The 21,261-nt window shown below is 68.3% G+C and carries 20 protein-coding genes; 9 read left to right on the top strand and 11 right to left on the bottom strand.

Annotated elements, in window-relative coordinates; translation table 11 throughout:
• The first annotated feature begins 32 nt into the window (after positions 1 to 32).
• From greA to JTJ31_RS10720, 3 genes are all read left to right on the top strand, one after another.
• Complete coding sequence (gene greA / locus JTJ31_RS10730) at positions 33 to 503, top strand: transcription elongation factor GreA (protein ID WP_207538657.1); 471 nt, start codon at positions 33 to 35, stop codon at positions 501 to 503.
• A gap of 45 nt (positions 504 to 548) precedes the next feature.
• Positions 549 to 1,754, top strand: a complete 1,206-nt coding sequence (locus tag JTJ31_RS10725) for a threonine ammonia-lyase (protein WP_207538656.1) — start codon at positions 549 to 551, stop codon at positions 1,752 to 1,754.
• 307 nt (positions 1,755 to 2,061) lie between these two features.
• Entirely contained in the window at positions 2,062 to 2,667 is a 606-nt protein-coding gene (locus JTJ31_RS10720; RefSeq protein ID WP_207538655.1) for a PEP-CTERM sorting domain-containing protein, read from the top strand.
• A 264-nt stretch (positions 2,668 to 2,931) separates the two neighbouring features.
• Here the strand turns inward: JTJ31_RS10720 and JTJ31_RS10715 are convergent, their stop codons facing one another.
• Complete coding sequence (locus JTJ31_RS10715) at positions 2,932 to 3,435, bottom strand: Lrp/AsnC family transcriptional regulator (RefSeq protein WP_207538654.1); 504 nt, start codon at positions 3,433 to 3,435, stop codon at positions 2,932 to 2,934.
• Between the two features lie 62 nt (positions 3,436 to 3,497).
• Here JTJ31_RS10715 and trxB point away from each other — a divergent pair, with 62 nt between their 5' ends.
• Together trxB and JTJ31_RS10705 are read left to right on the top strand one after the other, a co-directional pair.
• Positions 3,498 to 4,544 (top strand): thioredoxin-disulfide reductase, encoded by a 1,047-nt coding sequence (gene trxB, locus JTJ31_RS10710; RefSeq protein ID WP_207538653.1) that lies wholly within the window; start codon positions 3,498 to 3,500, stop codon positions 4,542 to 4,544.
• On the top strand, positions 4,544 to 5,440 hold the full coding sequence (locus JTJ31_RS10705) for a LysR family transcriptional regulator (protein WP_207538883.1): 897 nt from the start codon (positions 4,544 to 4,546) through the stop codon (positions 5,438 to 5,440). Before trxB ends, JTJ31_RS10705 begins: the two co-directional genes overlap by 1 nt.
• A gap of 619 nt (positions 5,441 to 6,059) precedes the next feature.
• On the opposite strand, the gene JTJ31_RS10700 is transcribed toward JTJ31_RS10705, so the two are convergent.
• Genes JTJ31_RS10700 through JTJ31_RS10690 form a run of 3 tightly spaced genes read right to left on the bottom strand, consistent with a single transcriptional unit; the run spans position 6,060 to position 8,619 of the window.
• The gene (locus JTJ31_RS10700) at positions 6,060 to 6,428 is read right to left on the bottom strand and encodes a response regulator (protein WP_207538652.1); all 369 of its coding nucleotides are present in this window, start codon (positions 6,426 to 6,428) and stop codon (positions 6,060 to 6,062) included.
• The gene (locus JTJ31_RS10695) at positions 6,425 to 7,909 is read right to left on the bottom strand and encodes an RAD55 family ATPase (RefSeq protein ID WP_207538651.1); all 1,485 of its coding nucleotides are present in this window, start codon (positions 7,907 to 7,909) and stop codon (positions 6,425 to 6,427) included. Before JTJ31_RS10695 ends, JTJ31_RS10700 begins: the two co-directional genes overlap by 4 nt.
• Positions 7,906 to 8,619, bottom strand: coding sequence for a sensor histidine kinase (locus tag JTJ31_RS10690; protein ID WP_207538650.1), 714 nt, complete (start codon positions 8,617 to 8,619; stop codon positions 7,906 to 7,908). Before JTJ31_RS10690 ends, JTJ31_RS10695 begins: the two co-directional genes overlap by 4 nt.
• A gap of 418 nt (positions 8,620 to 9,037) precedes the next feature.
• Here JTJ31_RS10690 and JTJ31_RS10685 point away from each other — a divergent pair, with 418 nt between their 5' ends.
• Positions 9,038 to 10,108 (top strand): sensor histidine kinase, encoded by a 1,071-nt coding sequence (locus JTJ31_RS10685; RefSeq protein ID WP_207538649.1) that lies wholly within the window; start codon positions 9,038 to 9,040, stop codon positions 10,106 to 10,108.
• A 48-nt stretch (positions 10,109 to 10,156) separates the two neighbouring features.
• Here the strand turns inward: JTJ31_RS10685 and JTJ31_RS10680 are convergent, their stop codons facing one another.
• From JTJ31_RS10680 to JTJ31_RS10670, 3 genes are read right to left on the bottom strand one after another with little or no spacing between them, the layout of a single operon-like run.
• Positions 10,157 to 11,107, bottom strand: coding sequence for a Bug family tripartite tricarboxylate transporter substrate binding protein (locus JTJ31_RS10680; RefSeq protein WP_207538648.1), 951 nt, complete (start codon positions 11,105 to 11,107; stop codon positions 10,157 to 10,159).
• Between the two features lie 56 nt (positions 11,108 to 11,163).
• Positions 11,164 to 11,763 carry a thiamine pyrophosphate-dependent enzyme gene (locus JTJ31_RS10675; protein WP_236020098.1) on the bottom strand — a complete coding sequence of 200 codons (600 nt, stop codon included), beginning with the start codon at positions 11,761 to 11,763 and terminating at the stop codon, positions 11,164 to 11,166.
• The gene (locus JTJ31_RS10670; protein ID WP_207538647.1) at positions 11,763 to 12,290 is read right to left on the bottom strand and encodes a decarboxylase; all 528 of its coding nucleotides are present in this window, start codon (positions 12,288 to 12,290) and stop codon (positions 11,763 to 11,765) included. Before JTJ31_RS10670 ends, JTJ31_RS10675 begins: the two co-directional genes overlap by 1 nt.
• A 118-nt stretch (positions 12,291 to 12,408) precedes the next feature.
• On the opposite strand from JTJ31_RS10670, the gene JTJ31_RS10665 reads away from it, so the two are divergent.
• Complete coding sequence (locus JTJ31_RS10665) at positions 12,409 to 13,476, top strand: alpha/beta fold hydrolase (protein ID WP_207538646.1); 1,068 nt, start codon at positions 12,409 to 12,411, stop codon at positions 13,474 to 13,476.
• 6 nt (positions 13,477 to 13,482) lie between these two features.
• Here JTJ31_RS10665 and JTJ31_RS10660 read toward each other — a convergent pair whose 3' ends face one another.
• From JTJ31_RS10660 to JTJ31_RS10645, 4 genes are read right to left on the bottom strand one after another with little or no spacing between them, the layout of a single operon-like run.
• A complete protein-coding gene (locus JTJ31_RS10660; protein WP_207538645.1) occupies positions 13,483 to 14,850 on the bottom strand; it encodes an alpha,alpha-trehalose-phosphate synthase (UDP-forming) in 1,368 nt (455 codons plus the stop codon).
• The gene (locus tag JTJ31_RS10655) at positions 14,838 to 16,631 is read right to left on the bottom strand and encodes a glycoside hydrolase family 15 protein (RefSeq protein ID WP_207538644.1); all 1,794 of its coding nucleotides are present in this window, start codon (positions 16,629 to 16,631) and stop codon (positions 14,838 to 14,840) included. Before JTJ31_RS10655 ends, JTJ31_RS10660 begins: the two co-directional genes overlap by 13 nt.
• Positions 16,628 to 17,341, bottom strand: a complete 714-nt coding sequence (gene otsB / locus JTJ31_RS10650; RefSeq protein WP_207538643.1) for a trehalose-phosphatase — start codon at positions 17,339 to 17,341, stop codon at positions 16,628 to 16,630. The genes JTJ31_RS10655 and otsB overlap by 4 nt, the downstream gene beginning before the upstream one ends.
• A gap of 42 nt (positions 17,342 to 17,383) precedes the next feature.
• Positions 17,384 to 18,823 (bottom strand): MFS transporter, encoded by a 1,440-nt coding sequence (locus tag JTJ31_RS10645; protein ID WP_207538642.1) that lies wholly within the window; start codon positions 18,821 to 18,823, stop codon positions 17,384 to 17,386.
• A 116-nt stretch (positions 18,824 to 18,939) separates the two neighbouring features.
• On the opposite strand from JTJ31_RS10645, the gene JTJ31_RS10640 reads away from it, so the two are divergent.
• A complete protein-coding gene (locus tag JTJ31_RS10640; RefSeq protein WP_207538641.1) occupies positions 18,940 to 19,860 on the top strand; it encodes an ROK family protein in 921 nt (306 codons plus the stop codon).
• Positions 19,861 to 19,908: 48 nt separating this feature from the next.
• Positions 19,909 to 20,880, top strand: a complete 972-nt coding sequence (locus JTJ31_RS10635; protein ID WP_207538640.1) for a Bug family tripartite tricarboxylate transporter substrate binding protein — start codon at positions 19,909 to 19,911, stop codon at positions 20,878 to 20,880.
• Positions 20,881 to 21,261 lie beyond the last annotated feature (381 nt).

Here is a 21,261-nt window from a genome sequence, read left to right as displayed (position 1 = left end):
CCGGCGGGGAAGAATTGCGAAGGACTGGAGCCTTGCAGAAGTTCCCCATGACCGCCGAAGGTCTGGCCAAGCTGGAAGAGGAACTGCGCCTCCTCAAGAGCGAGGAGCGCCCGGCCATCATCCGCGCCATCGCCGAGGCCCGCGCGCATGGCGACCTGAGCGAAAATGCCGAGTACCACGCGGCTCGCGAGCGGCAATCCTTCATCGAGGGCCGCATCAGCGAGCTCGAATCCATCATCCCCTCCGTCGAGGTGATCGACACCTCCCGCATGACCGGCGACCAGGTGCGCTTCGGCGCCAGGGTCACGATCCTGGACGAGGAGACGGAGAAGGAGCAGACCTACCGCATCGTCGGCCAGTACGAGGCCGACATGAAGACCAACTCCATCTCCCTGTCCTCGCCGCTGGCGAAGGCGCTGATGGGCAAGAAGGTCGGCGACAGCGTCGAGGTCCCCGCCCCTGGCGGCTCCCGCGCCGTCGAGATCACCCAGGTCAATTTCTGACCGCCCCTCGGCCGCCTGGCGACAGGCGGCCGGAAAGCCTGACCCATGCCCGTCACCCTCGCTGACATCCAGGCGGCCGCTGGCCGGATCGCCGGGCGCGTCCTCCGCACGCCGCTGATCGAGGCGCCTTCCGTGTCCCGCGCCGCGGGTGCGACGGTGCTGCTGAAGCTCGACAACCTCCAGGCCACGGGCGCCTTCAAGGAGCGCGGCGCGGCCAACCGCCTTGCCCTGCTGTCCCCGCGAGAGCGGGAGGCGGGCGTGATCGCCATGTCGGCCGGCAATCACGCCCAGGCCGTGGCGCGCCACGCGACGCTGATGGGCATTGCCGCCACCATCGTCATGCCGCGCTTCACCCCGGCCACCAAGGTGCTCCGCACCGAGGAGTTCGGCGCGCGGGTGGTGCTGCATGGCGAGACGCTGGCCGAGGCTGCCTCCCACGCCTATGCGCTGGCGCGCGAGCACGGCTTCGTCTTCATCCATCCCTATGACGACCCCGGCGTCCTGGCCGGCCAAGGCACGCTCGCCCTCGAGATGCTGGAGGAAGCGCCGGAGCTTGATGCGCTGGTCCTGCCTACGGGCGGCGGCGGCCTCGTCGCCGGTTGTGCCGTCGCGGCCGCGGCGCTGCGTCCCGGCCTGCCAGTCTTCGGCGTGGAGGTGGAGGGCTACCCGGCCATGGCGCAGCGCCTTGCGGGACGGCCGGTGCAGGTGGGCGGCCCGACCATCGCCGAGGGCATTGCCGTACGCGACGTGGGCGAACTGCCGTTGGAATTGCTCCGCAAGCACGGTGCCGAGGTGTTGGTGGTGCCGGAGCGCGCCGTGGAGCAGGCCATCGCCCTGCTGGCCGAGGGCGCCAAGGTGGTCGCGGAAGGCGCAGGCGCCGCCGGCCTCGCCGCCATCCTATCCTTCCCCGAGCGCTTCGCCGGCAAGCGGGTCGGCACGCCGATCTGCGGCGGCAATATCGATCCGCGCATCCTGTCCAACGTGCTGCTGCGCAACCTGCTCCGCGACGGGCGTCTCCTGCGCTTGCACCTGGACATTCCGGACCGCCCGGGCGTGCTGGCCGACATCGCCACTCGCGTGGCCGAGGCGGGCGGCAACGTGATCGAGGTCAGCCACCAGCGCCTCTTTGCCGCCCCCTCCGTCCAAACGGCCGAGTTGGAGCTGATGATCGAGGTGCGCGACCGTATCCAGGCCGATGCCATCGTCGCGGCGCTGGAAGCTGGCGATTACGTGGTGCGCCGGTCGCCCTGAATTCGCTGGAGTAAGCCACTTCTCCGGCGAAGACGCGTCAAGGCCGAGGAGACCGTGACTGTCTTCAGGAGCGGGGACGCCGCCTGCGTTCACGTCGAGACGCTAGCGGGCTGACGGTTGACCCAGCCCGTATCGCAGCGAATAGCACCCTCAGCCACGCCCTTGGCGGTCCGCTTCTCGCGTCGCGAAACCTGACGGGTTACTGCAATAGGTTAAACTTTTTCCACGCATCCGTTCAGCCAAGCAACGGTCAAGCAATAGTATTGCCTCCTTAGATACTCCTCTTGTGTGGAGAGAGGAGGTGACCATGACGGCGTTCTGGCGTCTCGCCGCAACAATGACACTCTCGTATCTGGCTGCCTTCTGCGGGCGGTTGGAGGCGGATGCAGCGCTGCTCCCGCCGGACATCACCAACACCAACCAGGCGATCGTCGTCCTTGAAGGCACCGGCCCGCACAAACTTATCTTCAACATCCGAAACCCCAGTACAGATACAGCTGCCACTTTCGCCGGCGTTCTCAGGTTCCAGGAGACCTTCATTGGCGGCGATCCAAACGACGTTCCACAGAACCTCCGGATCGGTGGGGGGACTTGCTTCGCCAACTTCCCGGGTGGGGCGGGGGTCAAGCTCCAGCCGGGCGGCGCCTGCACGCTTGAATTTCCTTTCACGACGCGCCTGCTGCCAGTCGAGAACATGGACGAGGGAACAGTGCGTCTCCAGTTCTTCACGGCCTTCCAAGAAAACGTGACGGCCACCACGACAGCCGGCTTCGGGTTCATCACGGTCCGGGATCCGGGGGCTGTGAACCTGCCCGAACCCGGCTCGGCGGCCCTGCTGATCGTCGGCCTGCTCGGCTTGGCTGCAGCGAGGCGGCGGCACATGCATTCAATATCGTTGCGTTCGCACTCTTAGCCGAGCGATCAGGATGCCGGCCCCATCGACCGCGCGTGGCGGCATGGAATGCGCTGCGCCGGGCCATGTCGGAATTTCCCGCACTTCACCCGACGTCGAGCGGCGTGCTGGTCCAGCGTCGCAATCGAATGGAGTTCGGAGGCGTGGATGGCCCAGCGGGCACCACAGCATCTTCAAGCCGAGTGAAATCGCTGGGCGGCTTGGAAGACGCGTGAAGACGACAAAACAGACCCGCCTACCGCGTCGGGATGCGGTGAAACGGGCCTAGGACTGCGCGACGGGAACCCCGGCCTCGCTCTTGCCGATGCGGATGGTCTGCAGCGTCTGCACCCGCAGCACGTGGGGTGATCCGGTCAGGCGGGAGGTCAGTTCGTTCTCGTGCGGCGTGTCCCGCGCGACGAGGCGCAGCAGGAAGTCGCCGCCACCGCGGATCATGTGACACTCGCGCACCTCTGGCCAGGAAGTCGCCTCCGCCTCGAAGGCATCCAGTACCGCCTGCTTCTGCGACTCCAGCCCCACGATGGCGAAGAAGGTGACATCGAAGCCCAGCGCCGCCGGTTCGATATCGGCATGGTAGCCGCGCAGCACGCCCGTCTCCTCCAGGCGGCGGACGCGGCGGAGGCAGGGCGGCGCGGACAGACCTACGCGCTGCGCGAGGTCGACATTGGTGATCCGCCCATCCGCCTGCAGTTCGGCCAGAATCCGCAGGTCGATGGCGTCCAAATCAGCCCGGATTCGGGCTGTCGTTTCCTTGCTGGTACCGGGCATGGCGCGCAATATCATTGCGGATGCAGAGAAAGGCAAGCTCCGGGCTTGTCCCACATGGCTCGATGGGCAGATATGCACGCAACGCACACGACGCCCCGGATTCAACCGTGCCCACACATACGACCCGCCTGCTGATCATCGGTGCAGGCCCCGCCGGCTACACGGCCGCCATCTACGCTGCTCGCGCCGGGCTCGCGCCCGTGCTGGTCGCGGGAATGCAGCCAGGTGGTCAGCTGACCATCACGACGGATGTCGAGAACTACCCCGGCTTCGCCGAAGCGGTGCAAGGCCCGTGGCTGATGGAGCAGATGCGCGCCCAGGCGGAGCATGTCGGCACGAAGCTGGTCTACGACCTCGTGACCCACGTGAACCTCTCCAGCCATCCCTTCGTGGCCGAATGCGATTCGGGGGACCGCTACGAAGCCGAGGCGGTCGTCATCGCCACCGGCGCCCAGGCGCGCTGGCTCGGCATCCCCGGAGAGAAGGAACTTTCGGGCTTCGGTGTCTCCGCCTGCGCCACCTGCGACGGCTTCTTCTTCCGCGGCAAGGACGTGGCAGTGATCGGCGGCGGCAACAGCGCGGTGGAGGAGGCGCTCTACCTCTCCAACCTCGCGCGGCACGTCACGCTGGTGCACCGACGCGACTCGCTGCGGGCTGAGAAGATCCTGCAGCAGCGCCTCTTCGCCAAGGAGAACGTCACCATCCTGTGGAACCAGGCGACGGAGGCAATGCTCGGCACCGATGCGTCCCGCCCCATCGCCCGCGCCCTCCTGCTGCGCGATGCGCGAAGCGGCGAGAAGCGGGAACTGCCGGTGGACGGTGTATTCGTCGCGATCGGCCATGAGCCGGCGACCGCGCTGTTCCGTGGCCAGCTTGCGATGGATGAGGGCGGCTACCTGCTGGTGGAACCGGGCTCGACCCGCACGAGCATCCCGGGCGTCTTCGCGGCAGGCGACGTGGCCGACCGCATCTACCGCCAGGCGGTGACCGCTGCCGGAACGGGCTGCATGGCGGCGCTGGATGCCGAGAAGTGGCTGGCGCACCGCGCTGCCTCGGCGCCGTCGCCGGCCTCCTATGGAACGGAAACCAGCAAGGAGAGGGTCGCGTGATGCCGCTCGACTGGGACAAGCTGCGCGTCTTCCATGCCGTTGCGGAAGCCGGTTCCTTCACCCATGCAGGCGAGACGCTGGCCCTGTCGCAGAGCGCGGTGTCGCGGCAGATCCAGGCCCTGGAGGAGGCGCTGTCCGTGCCTCTCTTCCATCGCCATGCACGCGGCCTGATCTTGACCGAGGCGGGCGAGACGCTGAACCGCACGGTGCGCGAGGTCTTCGCCAAGCTCGCGATGACCGAGGCGCTGCTGACCGAAGGGCGGGAGCGCCCGGCCGGGCGGCTGAAGGTGACGACCACGACGGGCTTCGGATCCACTTGGCTGGCGCCGCGCCTTCACCGCTTCCTGGAGGCCTATCCGGACATCAACGTGTCCGTGATCCTGGATGATGCCGACCTTGATCTGGCGATGCGCGAAGCGGATGTCGCCATCCGCCTGCACCCGCCCCGCCAGCCAGACCTGATCCAGCGCCATGTCGCCACCTTCGGCTGGCGTATCGTCGGCGCGCCCGAATACCTGAAGCGCCACGGTATCCCGCAGCGGCCGGAGGAGCTGGACGCGCACCGCCTGATCGTCTGGGGCGACTACCGCCCGCCGATCGAGGAGATCAACTGGCTGGCCGAGATTGGCCGCAAGCCCGGCCAGGGCCGTCGCGGCACGGTGGAGTGCAACAGCCTGATCGGAATGCTGCGCGCCGTGCAGTCGGGCCTCGGCCTCGCCGCCATGCCCGACTACATGGGGCCGGAGCTCGAAGGGCTATTGACCGTGCTGCCGGAACTCAAGGCGCCGAAGATCAACGCCTATTTCGTGTATCCGGAGGAGATGCGCGCCTCGAAGCGGGTCTCGGTCTTCCGGGATTTCCTCGTTTCCGAGTTGACGAATCCGGGCGGCGGCTGAGCCCGTCCAGCCACTTTCCACATCCTGGAAATCGCCCCGCGCCGTGTGCATGACTGAAGCGATGTTTTGCTGATTCCGCATATCGGTGGGTGAGGTATTCATCCTTCCAACGACGCGCGAGCGTCGTCGGGGCCTTCGGGTCCCACGTCTCCCAGACGTGAAGCCTCCCTGTATGACTTGGCCGCTACCCCAATGGGTTAGCGGCCTTCTTTTTGGCTGTCGGTCCGGGTGGAGATTACTGCTGAGCGACGGGATCACGTCACGTCTCGCATATAATGCGACGTGGTTCGTAACCACCGGGACCGGAATCGCTGGGCCATCGGGCGCACTCAAGCGCGGTTCGGAAGATGTGCGGTATCGGCTTCGCCAACGCGAAAGGTCCCGGCGCGCTCTCGCGAGCGGCCGGGAAGTTTGCACATTGGGAGGAAACGCCATGACCGAACGAGGCCATTGCATCCGGCGCTAGTGCGGCGCCGCCGCATCGCCCGCTGGGGTCTCGCAACCCGGGGCGGTGCCTTCTTTTCGCGCGTCCATGGCCACCGCGCCATTCGTATGACCACGGATGGGTTCTTCACTGATCGACCCGCGAGCAGGAGGAACAGGAAGAGTCTGGCCTGCTCTACTTGCTGTTCCCCAGCACTCGAGCCACGGCGTTCAGGATCTGAGCGGCGGTGTATGGCTTCCGAAGAATCGCAGCGACGCTGTTCACTCGCATCTGCACGGCGGCCTCGGGCAGGGAACTCACGATGATGACGGGCGTCCCTCGAAGCTTTGGGTCGGCTTCCATGGCTGCGACCAGCTCCGCGCCGCCCATGATCGGCATCATCATGTCGCTCAGGACCAGGTCCGGCTTGGGAGTCTCGGCCAAGCGGTCGAGCCCCTGTCGCCCATTGGCCGCCGTGACCACCTGGTAGCCGGCATCAGCCAGTTCGGCTTCGAGGGCCATAGCGATCAGCGGCTCATCGTCAACGACGAGGATGGTGGTCATTTCTCCTCCGGCCCGGAGGATGACCGGCCATATGCAGGGCGATCCCGTGCGAAGCCGCTCAGAAGCTCCTCCGCACCTTCAAACGCACCAAGGAGCGAAATGCCGCGGCCGCTTTCGATCACGAACTCCCGAAGTGCCGGGTCGAAGCCGCTGCCACGGAGCTTCACCACGGAAAGGAGCCGCCGCGATCGCGCGTGACGTTCCACGAAGCGCAGCGCAATCAGACCCTCCGCTAGGGAGGAGATTCCCGGCAAGGGCAGCTCGATGCCGGGGCCAACCACGTCGCGGGTTTCCAGCGTGTACATGGTGGTGACCCCGCGAACCCGCAACTCGTGCGCGAGTGCGGAAAAGAACCGACTGAGGCGCTCGCGCTCGACGGAGCTTTCCATGAAGCCACCGAGCCCGTCGAGGAACAGCCGCTTGACGCCGCGCCGCTCCACCGCATCGAGCAGTCGGTGCGCCAGCGCGTCCTGGATGTACTCGCCTTGGGGTTGCCAGAGGATCTCGACCTCACCCCGACCGACGGCCCCTGCGAGATCGAGGCCGAGGGTCGCGGCCTGTTGCAGCAAGCGTGGCGGCGTCTCGTAGAAGCCGAACAAAAGCCCCGGCTCCGAGGGACCTGCCCCACACAGGTAGTGCAGGCCGAGCGTCGTCTTGCCGATGCCCGACGGGCCGAGGAGACCGGTGACCGTCGCCTCTATCAGACCACCATCCAGCATCGCATCCAAATCGCTTGCGCCGGTCCTCACCCGTCCGGATTTCGCTTCATCCGGGCGCGTGGGGAAGCGAAAGGCAGCCTCGACCCTTGGATAGACCACCATGCCCTGCTCGGTGATGCGGAAGGGGTGGCGACCATGCAGATAATCGCTGCCGCGAAGCTTGTTGACGAACAGCCCGCGTTCCGTGCGCGAACCGTAGCGAAGCTCCGTCAGCTCGATGATGCCATCCACCATCGTATGCTCCGGTGGAACTGTCTGACCCTTCGCGGTGGTGAGCAGGAACACCGTGCAGCCGTGCATTCCGGCCTGGGTCTGCAGCTCCTGGATGAAGGCCTTGAACTCGTTGTCCGATTTCGCCTGGGCCTCGGCCGCCACGAGCCCGTCCAGCATCAGCACGCTCGCCTTGCTTGCGGCGACCTCGCGTCGCAGCAGCGTCACCAGACCTGATAATCCTTCGTCCTGAAGCGTGCCGAAGCCGCTGATATAGGTGATCTGGTCCGGCAGTCGCGCCGCGTCAAAGAAGCGCAGGGTGCTGAGATGCAGCAGCATGCGCGCGTGGCTCTCGGAGAGCAGCGTGACATAGAGGGCCCGGCCACCAGTGGCGACGTGGTGGTAGCAGATCTGGTTGCCGAGCGTGGTCTTGCCCGCCCCAGGCGTGCCTTGGAGGATATGGATCCCACCCCGAGGGAAACCTCCGTCCAACACTGTATCCAGACCCGGGACGCCGCTCGGGATCCGTTCGATCCGCTGCAGATCATTCATGACTTGCTCGCCCCTGCTTGCCGTGGGCCGCCGAGCGGCAGCGTGACGGTGAATGTCGTTCCGGCACCGGGCGCACCTTCGACGGAAATGCCACCGCCCATTGCTACCACGAGCTGGTTCGCCAGCCACAAGCCGATGCCGAATCCGCCCTGCTCGCCGCGAGTCACGGCGCGCTCAAAGCGCTGGAAAATGCGAACACGGTCCTGTTCCGAGATGCCGATGCCCTGGTCACGGACCGTCAGCCGAGCGGTGCTGCCGTCGGACGTCAAGGTGACGGCCACAGGCTTGCCTGCGCCGAACTTGATGGCGTTCGACAGCAGGTTCTCGGCCACCTGCTCCAGCGCGAGCCGGTCCCACCGGCCCACAACGTGCTCCTGCAATTCCGCCTCGATGTGACAGCGCGCCATCTGTGCCGCCGTGCTTGCGCTGTCCACGACGTCGCGGACCACCTCGGTGAGGGCGACATCGGCCAGTTCGAGCCGCACATTCCCCGCTGCGATCCGCGAGACGTCCAGGAGCACGGTCGAGCGCCGCACGAACTCCCGTACGGCGTGCTCCAGAAGTTCGAGGCGGGGTGCGAGCAATTCCGGGCGGCACCGAACCGGGTCCCGCGCCGCCATGAGCAAGCCGCTGACCTGCATCAGGATCGGGGTCATCGGGTTGCGCAGCTCGTGAGCGGCGACGGCGACGAACTCGTCGCGCGCCCGCACCGCCTCGCGCAGCTCCTCGATCAGGCGGTCCTTATCGGGTTCGCAAGGAACCCCATCCGGGCTGCCGCTCCTATCCGCCATTTGGTTCCCCAACCGAGTGTTGAGCAGCCAAAATCCCTACGGGCCGCCGCCGGACTGAACCGACACTGCCGCTGCACAGGAACCGAGGCAAGCCGGCAGCGGCGTATCTGACTCCATCCGGCGCAGAGAGTGCCGTCCGCGCACACGAATCCGCGAACTCAAAACCAAATCATCTAGAAAGCCGCACAACTCCTCAAGGCAATCAGGGCCTCATCCTCGACCTGCAGCGCCCCGCCCATAATCGATGTCGGCTCTCGTTCCAACCGCAAGCGCTAATGGATGTTTTTGGTTTCGGTCCGAATTCCAGATCTTTGCGCAAAGAGGAGGAGAGTCTCGGATGGCTGTCGCATCGAGCCCGATGGTCCAGCTCTTCATGCTGACAGCCACCACCAGGGCGCTTCCCAACTGGATCCGCTACACCGCCGCCACGGCTCTCGTCGCCCTGGCCGCACTGATCCGGCTCGCGCTCTTCGGTCCAGAGCCAGGTCGGCCCTACTTCACCTTCTATCCGGCCATCGTCATCACGGCGGTCGTGTTCGACCGGGGCAGCGGCTTCTATGCGATCGCTCTCAGCGCCCTGGTGGCGGTCTGGGCTTTTGTGGAGCCAGCCGGATCCTTTGCTTTTCGTCTCAGTGAGGCGGCGGCGCTGACCTACTTCATCCTGTCGGCGCTTCTGGTCATCTCCCTGCTGGAAGCGCTGCATGCAGCCCTCAAGGAGGTCGCAGAGCACCGCGAGCAAGCCGAACAGGATGCCTGGGCCCTCGCCAAGGCTGCCTCGGACCGCGAGACGCTGCTGCAGGAGATGGTCCACCGCTCACGCAATGACAGCCAGCGCCTCCTGGCGACGATCCAGCTTCGGGCGGCGGCTCCGGCCACTTCCTCCAGCGCCGCGGAGGCGCTCGGGCAGGTCGCTGAGCAGGTGGCGGCCTTGGCCCGGGTCAATCAGCATCTCGAGATCTACTGGCGATCCGATGCCGTGGTGGAGATGAACGAGTTCCTGCATGGGCTCGTGGCCGACTTGCGCAGCGGCATCGCGGCAGTGCGTCCCGTTGCCCTGCATGTCAATGCCGAGCCCCTTTCCCTGCATATCGAGCGAGCCGTCCCGGTCGGGCTGATCGTCAACGAGTTGGTCGTCAACGCCCTCAAATACGCCTTCCCGGGCGATCGGGAGGGAGGCGTCTGGGTGTGCCTTCGCCAGGAGGGCGACGACATGGTGCTGACGGTGGAGGACGATGGGATAGGTTGCGACCCGGCCGCTTCGCCCCAGGGCACCGGGCTTGGCTCACGGGTGGTGAGGACCTTGGCCGCCCAGCTCGGCGGACGGGTGGTGCAGGGCCCGGGCCGCAGCGGCGATGATGGCACGCCCGGCACCGGATGGACCGTCCGCTTTCCCGTCACCGGGCCCTGACGGCGAGCAAGCCGGAAGCGCCGGCAGCCGGCGGTGAGACCTGCCGCTTCAGTCTGCCGAGACGCCCGCGGCGCGGACGACCGGCGCCCACATGGCGTCCTGGCTGCGGATCGTCTCGGCCAGTTCGGCGCGGGTGGAGCCCACCGCCTCCGCCCCAAGCTCCCGCAGCCGCGCCACGACGCGCGGTTCACGCGCCATCTCGCGCATCACCTGCTCAAGCCGCGCCAGGATGGGCTCGGGAGTCCCGCGCGGCGCCATCAGCGCCAGCCAGGTTTCGGCCGCGAAGCCAGGGATCGTCTCGGCCACGGTGGGCACGTCGGGCGCGAAGGACAGGCGCTGCGGCGAGGCGATGGCCAGGGCGCGTGCGCGGCCGTCACGCGTCGGCGGAAGCCCGGTCACCACCGTGTCGGTGTAGGTGGTGATGGTGCCGTTCAGCAGGTCCGGCAGGGCCGGACCGGTGCCGCGGTAATGGACGATGGTGCAGTCCCGCTCCAGCGCGCGCATCAGCAGCGCGGTCGCAAGGTGCTGCGTGGTCCCTGCCCCCGGCGTGCCGCAGGGTACGGGTCCGCGCGCCAGCGCCGCCCGCAGCCCGGCCATGTCGGTGATGCCGGAATTGGGTGCGCTCATGAAGATCACCGGAATGGCGGCGAAGCGGCTGACAGGCGCAAGGTCGTTCAGCGGGTCGAAGGGCATGGTGCGGTAGAGGTGCCGGTTGATCACCAGCGGGCCTGCCGGCACCGCGCCCAGCGTGTTGCCATCTGGCGCAGCTTTGGCCACGGCGTCGGTGGCGATGTTGCCGCCCGCGCCGGTCCGGTTCTCCACCACCACGACGCGGCCCAAGCGGCTGCCCAGCTCCTCCCCCATGACGCGAGTCAGGAGGTCGATGCCGCCGCCCGGCGGGAAGCCGACGATGAGGCGCATGGGCGGCTGGGTCTGCTGCGCCAGCGCGGTGCCGGACAGCAGCAGAGCGGCAGCGAAGGCAAGAAGGGGTCGGCGCATGATGGATTTCCCGGTGACGTTCCCAAGGCGATCATGCCGCAGCGGGACGGATCGCCCTAGCCCTTGCTGCCGACCCCGCGCATGAAGGAGTCGCGGATGCGCGACGGGTCGCGCTCGGGCTGGGCGACGGCGGGCTGGCTGTCCACGCGCACGCCGATGAAGAACGGCCCTTCGCCTGCCAGCGAAGCGTCCACCAGCGATTCGAACTCCGCTTCATCCGCGGCCCAGTGGCTCTGCGACAGGCCGCTGGCCCGCGCGATGGCGACGAAGTCGGTGCGCGCGGTTGCGGCCGGCGTCGGCTGCGACCCGGTGATCTGGTAGACGCCATTGTCCCACAGAATGACGCAAAGGTTGCGCGGCGCCCGCGTGGCGATGGTGGACAGGCAGCCAAGCTGCATCAGCAGCGACCCGTCGCCTTCCAGCGCAAAGACGCGCCGCTGCGGCTGCGCCAAGGCAAAGCCCAGCGCGATGGGCGCGGCGAGGCCCATGGAGCCCAGCATGTAGAAGTTCTGTGGCCGGTGGCCCGAGGCCCAGAGGTCGAAATTGCTGTTGCCGATGCCGCCGATCACGGCCTCGTCCTTCAGCTTCGCGACGAGGCGCTTCGTCAGGTCGAAGCGGTTCATCACCTTGGCGTTGTGCAGGGCTTCCATGGTCATCACGCCTTCACGGTCTTGCCGCCAGTCAGCAGCGGCGAAAGGATCAGGCAGGCCGGGGCCTGGGTCGCGAAGGCCTGGCGCAAGGTGCGCTCCACCATGAACTCCGCCTCGTCCAGGCGCGTGACGGTATGGTGCTCCATCGCCAGCGCATCGAGCACGGGCCGCATGGTCCGGCACACCAGCGCTTGGCCCAGGTTGAACTCGCCCAGCGTCCCGCGCTCCGACACCATCAAGACGGCCGGGATCTGCGCCGCGCAGGGCAGCGAGGCGATGACATTGGCCAGGGTAGCGAAGCCGCTGGTCTGCATCAGCAGGATGCCGCGCATCCCGCCCATCCAGGCGCCGCAGACGATGCCCACCCCCTCCTCCTCCCGCGCGACGGGGAAGGCGGTGAAGTAGGGGTCCGCCTCGATGGCGCCGATCAGGGGGCGCAGCACGTTGTCGGGCACATAGGTGACGAGGCTGACCTCGTTCCGCCGCAACACCTCCGTGATGACCTCGTGCCAAGCCGTGGCTGCTTCCGCCATCCGTCTTCCCCCTTGATTCGCAGCGCCGATGATAGGTCCGTGAGCGCGCTCGGAAACCCCTGGCCCCCGCTTCCCCCGCTCCGCTAGCCTCGCGACAACGAAACGGGAGCGCAACGCCATGCCACCTTCCCTCTCCGGACGCCGCGCCGCCCTGGCGCTTGGCCTCGGCCTTGCCGCCCTCCCCTGGGCGGCCAAGGCGCAATCCTACCCAACCCCGCAGGAGGGAAGCTGGATCGCTCGCGACTTCCGCTTCCACACCGGCGAGGTGATGCCGGAGCTTCGTCTGCACTACACGACGATCGGCGACCCGCGCGGGGCGCCGGTGCTCGTGCTGCACGGCACGGCGGGATCGGCGCGATCCTTACTCACCCCGGCCTTCGCCGGGCAGCTTTTCGGGCAGGGCCAGCCGCTGGATGCCGCGCGCCACTTCATCATCCTACCGGATGCGCTGGGCGCGGGCCGCTCCTCCAAGCCCTCGGACGGGCTGCGCGCCCGCTTCCCGCGCTACAACTACGCCGACATGGTCTCGGCCCAGCACCGCCTGGTGACGGAAGGGTTGGGGATCGAGCGGCTGCGTCTGGTGCTCGGCAATTCGATGGGCGGGATGCATGCCTGGATGTGGGGCGTCACCTATCCCGACATGATGGAGGCAATCGTGCCGATGGCGTCGCAGCCCACCGCCATGTCGGGGCGGAACTGGATGATGCGGCGCCTGCTGGTGGAATCCATCCGGCAGGACCCGGCCTATCAGGACGGCAACTACACCACGCAGCCTCCCTCGCTGCGCCTCGCCAACGTGTTGTACGCGACGGGCACCAATGGCGGCACGCTGAACCTCCAGCGGCAGGCCGCGACGCGCGAGGCAGCGGACCGTCTGGTGGAGGCCCGCCTCGCGGCGCGGGTGACGGCCGACGCCAACGACTTCGTCTACCAGTGGGATTCCTCGCGCGACTACGATCCCGAGCCGCTGCTCGATCGCATCCGGGCGCGCGTACTGGCGATCAACGCCGCGGATGACGAGCGCAACCCGCCGGAAACCGGTCTGATGGAGGCAGCCATGCGGCGCGTGCCGCGCGGGCGCCTCCTCCTCATCCCCGCGAGCGCCGAAAGCCTGGGCCACGGCACCACGGGTCAGGCGCGATTCTGGGCGGAGGATCTGCGCGCATTCCTGGCGGAACGCGAGTAGTCACTCTTAGATCGGAACGGCCTGGAACGCTTCGAGGTAGGAGGCGCAGAACTGGGCGGCGGTGCCCTGGAACACCGCCTCGCGCAGCGAGTCATGGCGGCGCTGGCGCTCCTCCAGCGGCATCTCCAGCGCCGCGTGCATGGCGTCGGCGATCTCGTCCGAGTCGTAGGGGTTCACGATCAGCGCGTCGCGCAGCTGCTCCGCCGCGCCGGCGAAGCGTGACAGAACCAGGACGCCCGGATCTTCGGAGTCCTGCGCCGCGACGAACTCCTTGGCGACGAGGTTCATGCCGTCCTGCAAGGGCGTCACCAGCCCGATCCGCGCCATGCGGAACAGCCCCGCAAGCCGCGGGCGCTGCACCATCTGCGTCATGTAGCGCAGCGGCACCCAGTCGAAATGCGAGAAGCGGCCATTGAGGTCGCCGGTCATGCGATCCAGCTCGCGCCGGAGCGACTGGTATTCCGCCACGTCCTCGCGCGAGCGCGCGGCGATCTGGAGGAAGCTCGCCTTGCGGTGATGCTGCGGAAAGCGCGCGAGCAGGCGCCCGAACCCTTCCAGCCGGTTCGGCAAACCCTTCGAGTAGTCGAGCCGGTCGGCGCTGACGATCAGGGCGCGGCTCTGCAGGCTTTCGCGGACGCGCGCGATGTAGCCCGTTTCCATGGCGCGCACGGCACTGCGGGCGAAGGCGGCCGGGTCGATGCCGATGGGAAAGGCGCCCACCGAGGTCACCCGCCCGTCGAGGCGCACCGTATCCTCCGTCACCTGCGCGCCGGCCAAGTCCTTGGCGCTCGCCAGGAAGTCCTGCGCGAAGCGGCGGGTGTGGAAGCCGGCCAAATCATAGGCACACAGCATCCGCACCAGCTCGGCGGCAGGCGGCAGGACCTGCAGAACGGCGGGCGGCACGAAGGGGATGTGCAGGAAGAAGCCCAGCCGCCCCGTGTAGCCCAGGCGCCGCAGCTCCTCGGCGAGCGGGATCAGGTGGTAGTCATGCACCCAGACCAGGTCGTCCGGGCGAAGCAGCGGCAGCAGCGCCTCGGCGAAGGAACGGTTCACCGAGCGGTAACCTGCGTAGTCGTCGCGGCTGTAGCGCATCAGCCCGGTGCGGAAATGGAAGAGCGGCCAGAGCGTCGCGTTGGAAAAGCCGACATAGAAATGCTGGTAGTCGGAGGCCGAGAGGTCGAGCGTGGCGTAGCTGACGCCACGTGCCTCGCCGATCTTCGGCGTGCTGGAGGTTTCGTGCGCGGTCTGCCCACTCCAGCCGAACCACAGCGTTCCCGGCGACGCGACGGATTGCAGCGCCACGGCCAACCCGCCTGCCTGCGCGCGCCGGCCCAGCACCGGCACACGATTGGAAACGATGACTAGCCGCGCCACAGACCCTCCTCCCAGGAACGGGACAGCCGCATGGCCGACAGTATCAGCCCAACCTGCGAATAGGTCTGCGGGAAATTGCCCCAAAGCAGGCCGGTCCGGGGGTCCACATCCTCCGCCAGCAACCCGACATGGTTGCGCCACGACAGCGCCGTTTCGAACACGGCCCGCGCTTCCTCGCGTCGGCCAACACGTGCGAGGGCATCAATATACCAGAATGAACAAACAATGAAGGCTGTTTCAGGAAGCCCGAAATCATCGGCCTCGTCGTAGCGCTTCACGAAGCCGTCGCGCACGAGGCGCCGCTCCGTGATGTCCAACGTGCGCAGGAAGAGCGGATCGTTGGCGCGTAGCAGGCCGATCTCCGGCAGCAGCAGGGAGGAGGCGTCCACGCTGCGCCCGCCCAGCGCGCTCGCGACCCAGCCTTCCTCGGGCACCACCGCCTCGCGCAGCAGCCGTTCGCGGATGCCGGCGGCCTGGACCTCCCAGCCCTTCGCATCCTCCGAGAGCCCAACGCGGCGGGCGATGCCGGCAAGCCGGTCCACCGCGGCCCAGCACATGGCGGTGGAATAGGTATGGACCGATTCCCGCTCCCGGTACTCCCACAGCCCGGCATCCGGCTCGAAGGCGGAACGGGCGGCGTCGCGCCCGATCACGGCAAGCTGGCGATAGAGATCGGCACCGCCCCGGCGTGGCAGACGTGTGTCGAAGAACATCTGTGACGCCGTGAGGATGATCGAGCCATAGCCGTCATTCTGCCGCTGCGACACGGCGGCGTTGCCCACCCGCACGGGCCCGTTGCCCAGGAAGCCAGGCAGCGCCTCCGCGATCCGTTCCTCCGTGCCCAACCCCGGCGCGATGGCGAAGAGCGGCGGCACCGGGCCTTCCAGGTCCTGCAACACGCTGTCGAGCACGAAGCGGACGAAGCCCTCCATGGTCAGCGTCGCGTTGAGCCGGTTCAGCGCGGAGACGGTGAAGAAGGCGTCGCGCAGCCAGCAGAAGCGGTAGTCCCAGTTGCGGGCGGAACCCGGCGCCTCCGGCACGGAGGTGGTGAGCGCCGCGACGATCGCCCCCGTATCCTCGAAGGAGCAGAGCTTGAGGGTGATGGCGGCGCGGATTACCGCTTCCTGCCAGTCGAAGGGCACGTTCAGCCCCCGCACCCAGTCGGCCCAATAAGCGATGGTTTCCGAAAGGCAGGTGCGCGCGTGCTGCTCCGCGCTTTCCGGCAGCGTCTCGTCGGGGCCGATGACGAGGTTCACTGGACGGTCCAACCCGAACTCCGTCTCGTAGAGGATATGGGAGAGCGGCGCATCCGTGGTCAGGCGCAGCACCTGATCGATCCCGACGTAGCGGATGTGGTTGCTGCCGTTGCTGACGACCGGGATGCGCTGGCCATACTCGAAGGTCGGCCGCAACCGGATGCGGATGCGCGGTCGCCCGGCGATCGGCTCGATGCGCCGCAGCAGCGAGGGCGGGCGGTAGATGCGTCCGTAGCGCCGGAAGCGTGGTGCAAGGTCGAGGATGCGCAGGCTTGCCCCCGCATCGTCGGTCAGCACCGTTTCCAGCACGGCCGAGTTCGGAAGATAGGCTTGGCGGCTGGCTGCCTGTCCGCGCAGCGTCACGTCGAAGAAGCCGCGCTCCGGATCCTCGCCGCCCAGCAGCGCGTTCAGCACGGGCTCCGCGTCGAAGCGGGGATAGCAGAACCAGAGATGCCTCCCGGTAGGGGAGACGAGCGAGGACACAGCGCAGTTGCCGATCACCGCGAGGTCGAGCGGCCTCGTCATGCCGAGGCCCCTCGCGCCAGCCATGCCCTCACCTCGGCTGAGCCCCCACGGAAGTCCCGCCCGACATGCAGCCCGAAGCCGCCATGGCGCCGCGCCGCCTCCATTCCATCCTCGTCCGTCACGTCATCTCCCACGAAAACCGGGCGCCGCCCCTCGAAGGGCGCGTGGCGCATCAACACCTCCACCGGGAGCGCCTTGTTGGCGCCGGCGGGGCGAAGCTCGAAGGCCATGTGCGCCGGCAGCAGCGCGAAGTCTTCGCAATCGGCGGCGCAGCTTTCCATCAGGACGCGAACCTCCGCCTCCCGCTCCGGCGCGAGGCGGAAATGCATGGCGACGCCATGCGCCTTGGGTTCCACAAGGACACCCGGCCAGCCCGACGCCGCCTCGCGCAGCCGGACGAGCCATTCCCCGGGCAGATGTCGCGCCGCCTCGGAAGGTGTCGGGGCGCCGCCAGGCAGGCGGATCTCGGAGCCATGGCCGAAGCCGCCCGGCATGGCGAGGGGCGCCAGGAAACGGTCCACGTCGCCCACTGGCCGGCCGGAAATGATGGCCACCGCCCCGTTCAGCCGCGCCGCAACGCCGCGCAGGCTGTCCACGAGGCCCGGCGGCACGATCACCGCGTCCGGGCGCGGCGCGATATCCAGCAACGTCCCGTCCAAGTCGAGGAACAGCGCCCAGTCAGGCGCGATCTCCGGTAAAATGGATGCCATGTGAACTACCTATCGCGGGAAAAGAGTGTCGTCACGCGTGCCTCAGCCCTCGCTCGACAGCGGCCTTGCCACGAGTTCCAGGGGTTGCCGTTCCGCGGCGAAGCAAAGGCGCCAGGCCGTCGCGGCGGCGGCGAGCATCAGCGCGGCGCCGAACAGGTAACCGATCATGATGTTCACCCGCTCGCCCGATTGAATCAGCACGCCGAACACCGCCGGCCCGGCAATGCCGCCAATGGCGGTGCCCAGGGCGTAGAACAGGCTGATCCCCATGGCCCGCATCTCCAGGGGAAAGCTTTCCCCCACCGTCAGGTAGGCGGCGGAGGCCGCAGCGGAGGCGAAGAAGAAGATCACCGTCCAGGCGGCGGTCTGCGACGCGGCGCCCAGCCAGCCCAGCGCGAAGGCCACGGCGGTAAAGGCCATCAGCAGCCCGGCCGTCCCATAGGTGGAGGTGATCATGCGGCGCCGCCCGACGGAGTCGAAAAGCGGTCCGAGAAGCAGCGGGCCAAGCAGGTTCCCCACCGCGAAGGGCAGCATGTACCAGCCCACATTTTCCGTCGCGACGCCGTTGTAGCGGGTGAGGACGAGGGCATAGGTGAAGAACAGCCCATTGTAGCAGAAGGCTTGGCTGGCCATGAGCGTCAGCGCCAGCACGGTGCGCGACCGGTAGTCGTGGATCATCGTCCGCCACACGTCGCCGAAGCTGATCCGGATGCCACGCCGCAGCCGCACCGACCCATGGGTCGGCGGGGGCAGCTGCCCATGCTCCTTTTCCGCTTCCGCCTCCAGCCGCGACACGATGCGCTCCGCCTCGTCCTCGCGCCCATGCGTCATCAGCCAGCGCGGGCTTTCGGGGATGTGGCGGCGCAGCCACAGCACGATGAGCGATATCCCGCCGCCGATGATGAAGGCGAGGCGCCAGCCCAGATCCGGGTCCACCACCTGCGGGTTCAGCAGGAAGAGCGACGCGATGGAGCCCATCGCCGCGCCGCCCCAGAAGGTGCCGTTGATCGCCAGGTCGGTGGTGCCGCGACGCCGCGCCGGGATCAACTCCTGGATCGCGGAGTTGATGGCAGCATACTCGCCGCCGATCGCGGCGCCGGTCATCGCCCGGAAGAAGGCGAAGGACCAGAAATCCCAGGACAGGCCGGTGCCGATGGTGGAGGCGAGGTAGATCAGCAGCGTCACGGTGAAGAGGCGCTTGCGCCCCAGCCGGTCGGCCAGCCAGCCGAAGATCAGCGCCCCGCTGACCGCCCCGGCGAGATAGGCGGAGGCGGTGAGCCCCACCTGAGCCTCGGTCAGCCCCAACGTCGGGCTGTCGCGGATCGCCGGCGCCAGGGAGCCGACCAGCGTCACCTCCAGACCGTCCAGGATCCAGGTCACGCCCAGCGCGATGCAGATGAGCCAGTGGAAGCGCCCCCAGGGAAGGCGGTCGAGGCGCGCAGGTACGTCGGTCTCGAAGCTCTCCGTTCGGGTCGCGGACATGGAGACTCCCGGGCTGGTCCAGTGGTTTCGGAGGCAGGAAGCCCCCAGGCAGCCCCCGCGTTGCGTTGCCGACCGGCTTCCCGCGCAGGGGAAGCCCGCCCTGCCGGAGGATCCGCGTGACACGACCTAGCCCGTCATCCCCCGTTCTCGCCCTCGACGTGGGGGGCACCAACCTCAAGCTCGCCCTGGTTTCCGCGGAAGGGGAGGTCCTGGCCCGCGATGCCTTGCCCTATGCCGGCCAGTCCGGCCTCGCGACGATGCTGGAGGGGCTGGCGGAGATGGCGCGGCGCGTCGAGACAGAGGGCGGCGCCCGCGCCGTGGCGCTCGGCGTCGCGACGCCCGGCTATGCGCGCCCTTCGGACGGGGTGCTGATCAGCGGCACGCACAACGTCCCGCTCCTGGCGGATGTGCCCCTGGCACGCCTGCTGGAGGAACGCCTGCACCTGCCCGCGGTCATGCTGAATGACGGCACTGCGGCGGCGCTGGGCGAGGCGCGGCACGGCGCCGGGCGCGGGCTGGCGCGCTTCGCGGTGCTGGCGCTCGGCACCGGGGTGGGCGGCGGGATCGTCGTCGAAGGGAAGCCGGTCCTGGGCGAGGGTCGGGTGCCGCCGGAACTGGGCGCGATGGTGCTGGACGACGCCGCGCCGCCCTTCCGCACGCTGGAGGATTTCTGCTCCGCCGGCGGTTTCCGCCGGGCCTATGAGCGGAAGGGGGGCGCGCCCGAGACGCCGGTCGAGGAGATCTTCCATCGCGCCGCTGCGGGCGAGGACCGTGCAGAGGCGGCGATCTCCGCAGCCTGCCGCCGCCTTGCCCAGGCTTGCGGCATATTGGTGAACGCGCTGAACCTCCAGGCCTGCATCCTGTCGGGCGGCGTCGCGGCCTCGGGTGAGGCGCTGCGCGGCCGTGTCGAGGCGGCGCTGCCCGATTTCTGCTGGCCCTTCCTGCTGCCGCGTGCCTCGATCCGGCTGGCGGGGCGCCCGGCCGATGCCGGGCTGGTCGGAACCGCGGTGGCGGCGCGCGAGGGGCTGACGCGCTGACGGGCGGCGCCTACGGTGCCGGCAAGAATCGAAACGCCCGGAGGAATGATGCGCCCCACCCGCCGAACCCTGATGCTGGCCGCGCCAGCCCTGCTCGCCGCGCCCGGCGCGCGCGCCCAGGCGTGGCCGGACCGGCCGGTGCGGGTCATCGTCGCCTTCACGGCCGGCGGAACGACGGACATCATCGCGCGCCTCGTTGGCAACCAGTTGTCGCAGCTTTGGGGCCAGCCGGTGGTGGTGGAGAACCGGCCGGGCGCGGGCGGCAATATCGGCACCGAGGCCGTCGTCCGCTCGGCGCCTGATGGGTACACGCTGCTGGTCGGCTCCAACGGGCCCATGGCGGTGAACCACTCGCTGTACCGCAGCCTGCCCTATGATGCGCGGCGCGACCTTTCCGCCGTCACGCTGCTGGCCGAGGTGCAGAACCTCCTCGTCGTGCCGCAGGCCTCGCCGATCCGGGACGTGGCCGGTCTGGTGGCCCTGGCGCGGTCGCGGCGGAACGAACCGCTTTCCTACGGTTCCACTGGTGTCGGGACGGCCTCGCACCTTGCGGGCGCGCTGCTCTCGCGGATGCTGGAGGTCGAGCTGACGCACGTGCCGTATCGCGGCGCCGTGGCGGTGAACGACCTGCTCAGCCGGCGCCTCGATTTCATGTTCGCCACCGCCCCTTCGGTGAATGAGCAGGTGCGGTCGGGGCAATTGCGTGCACTGGCCGTCTCGGGCCGCCGCCGCTCGCGCTCCATGCCGGAGCTGCCGACCATGGAGGAATCCGGCTTTCCAGGCTTCGACGCCTCGTCCTGGTTCGGCATGGCGGCGCCTGCCCGCACCCCGCCCGAGATCGTCACCAAGATCGCCACGGACGCGATCGGCGTGCTGCGCCGCCCGGAGATCGAGCGGGCGCTGGTGGAGCAGGGCGCCGACCCGGTGGGCAATACCCCTGCCGAGTTCACCGCCTTCATCGCCTCGGAGATCGAGCGCTGGTCGGAGGTGGTCCGGGCCGCGGGCGCGACGGCGGACTAAGGCCCGTTAGCGCCTGAAGCCGAAGTGCAGGGAGGCGTTAGACCTGCTCTTGCGGAGGCAAGCCGACGATGGGCGACTTTAGGCCGGACAGCGAAAGGTGACGCCGTTGGCGATACCACCAGGGGCGGTGACACTGCTGTTTCGGGTAACCCCGTTGATCGGCCGAAGGACGTTGGCCGCAGTGACACAGAAGAGGCTTCCTTCGGTGCCGGGCAGGACCCCGCCGATCGCGGAGTTCAGCACGACGATTCGGGCGTGAGCCGCAACGGCGCCAAGGCCAATCGCGCCTACAAGGACGCCAGCGGCAAAAGCGGCGACGGGGGACATGCGCATGATCGTTTCTCTCTGGACGGAGAAGTCATGCGCCGTGCGCTCTGTCGG

Source organism: Sabulicella rubraurantiaca (assembly GCF_017355885.1).
Taxonomy (GTDB): Bacteria; Pseudomonadota; Alphaproteobacteria; order Acetobacterales; family Acetobacteraceae; genus Roseococcus; species Roseococcus rubraurantiacus.
This window is presented reverse-complemented; position numbering and strand designations above follow the sequence as displayed.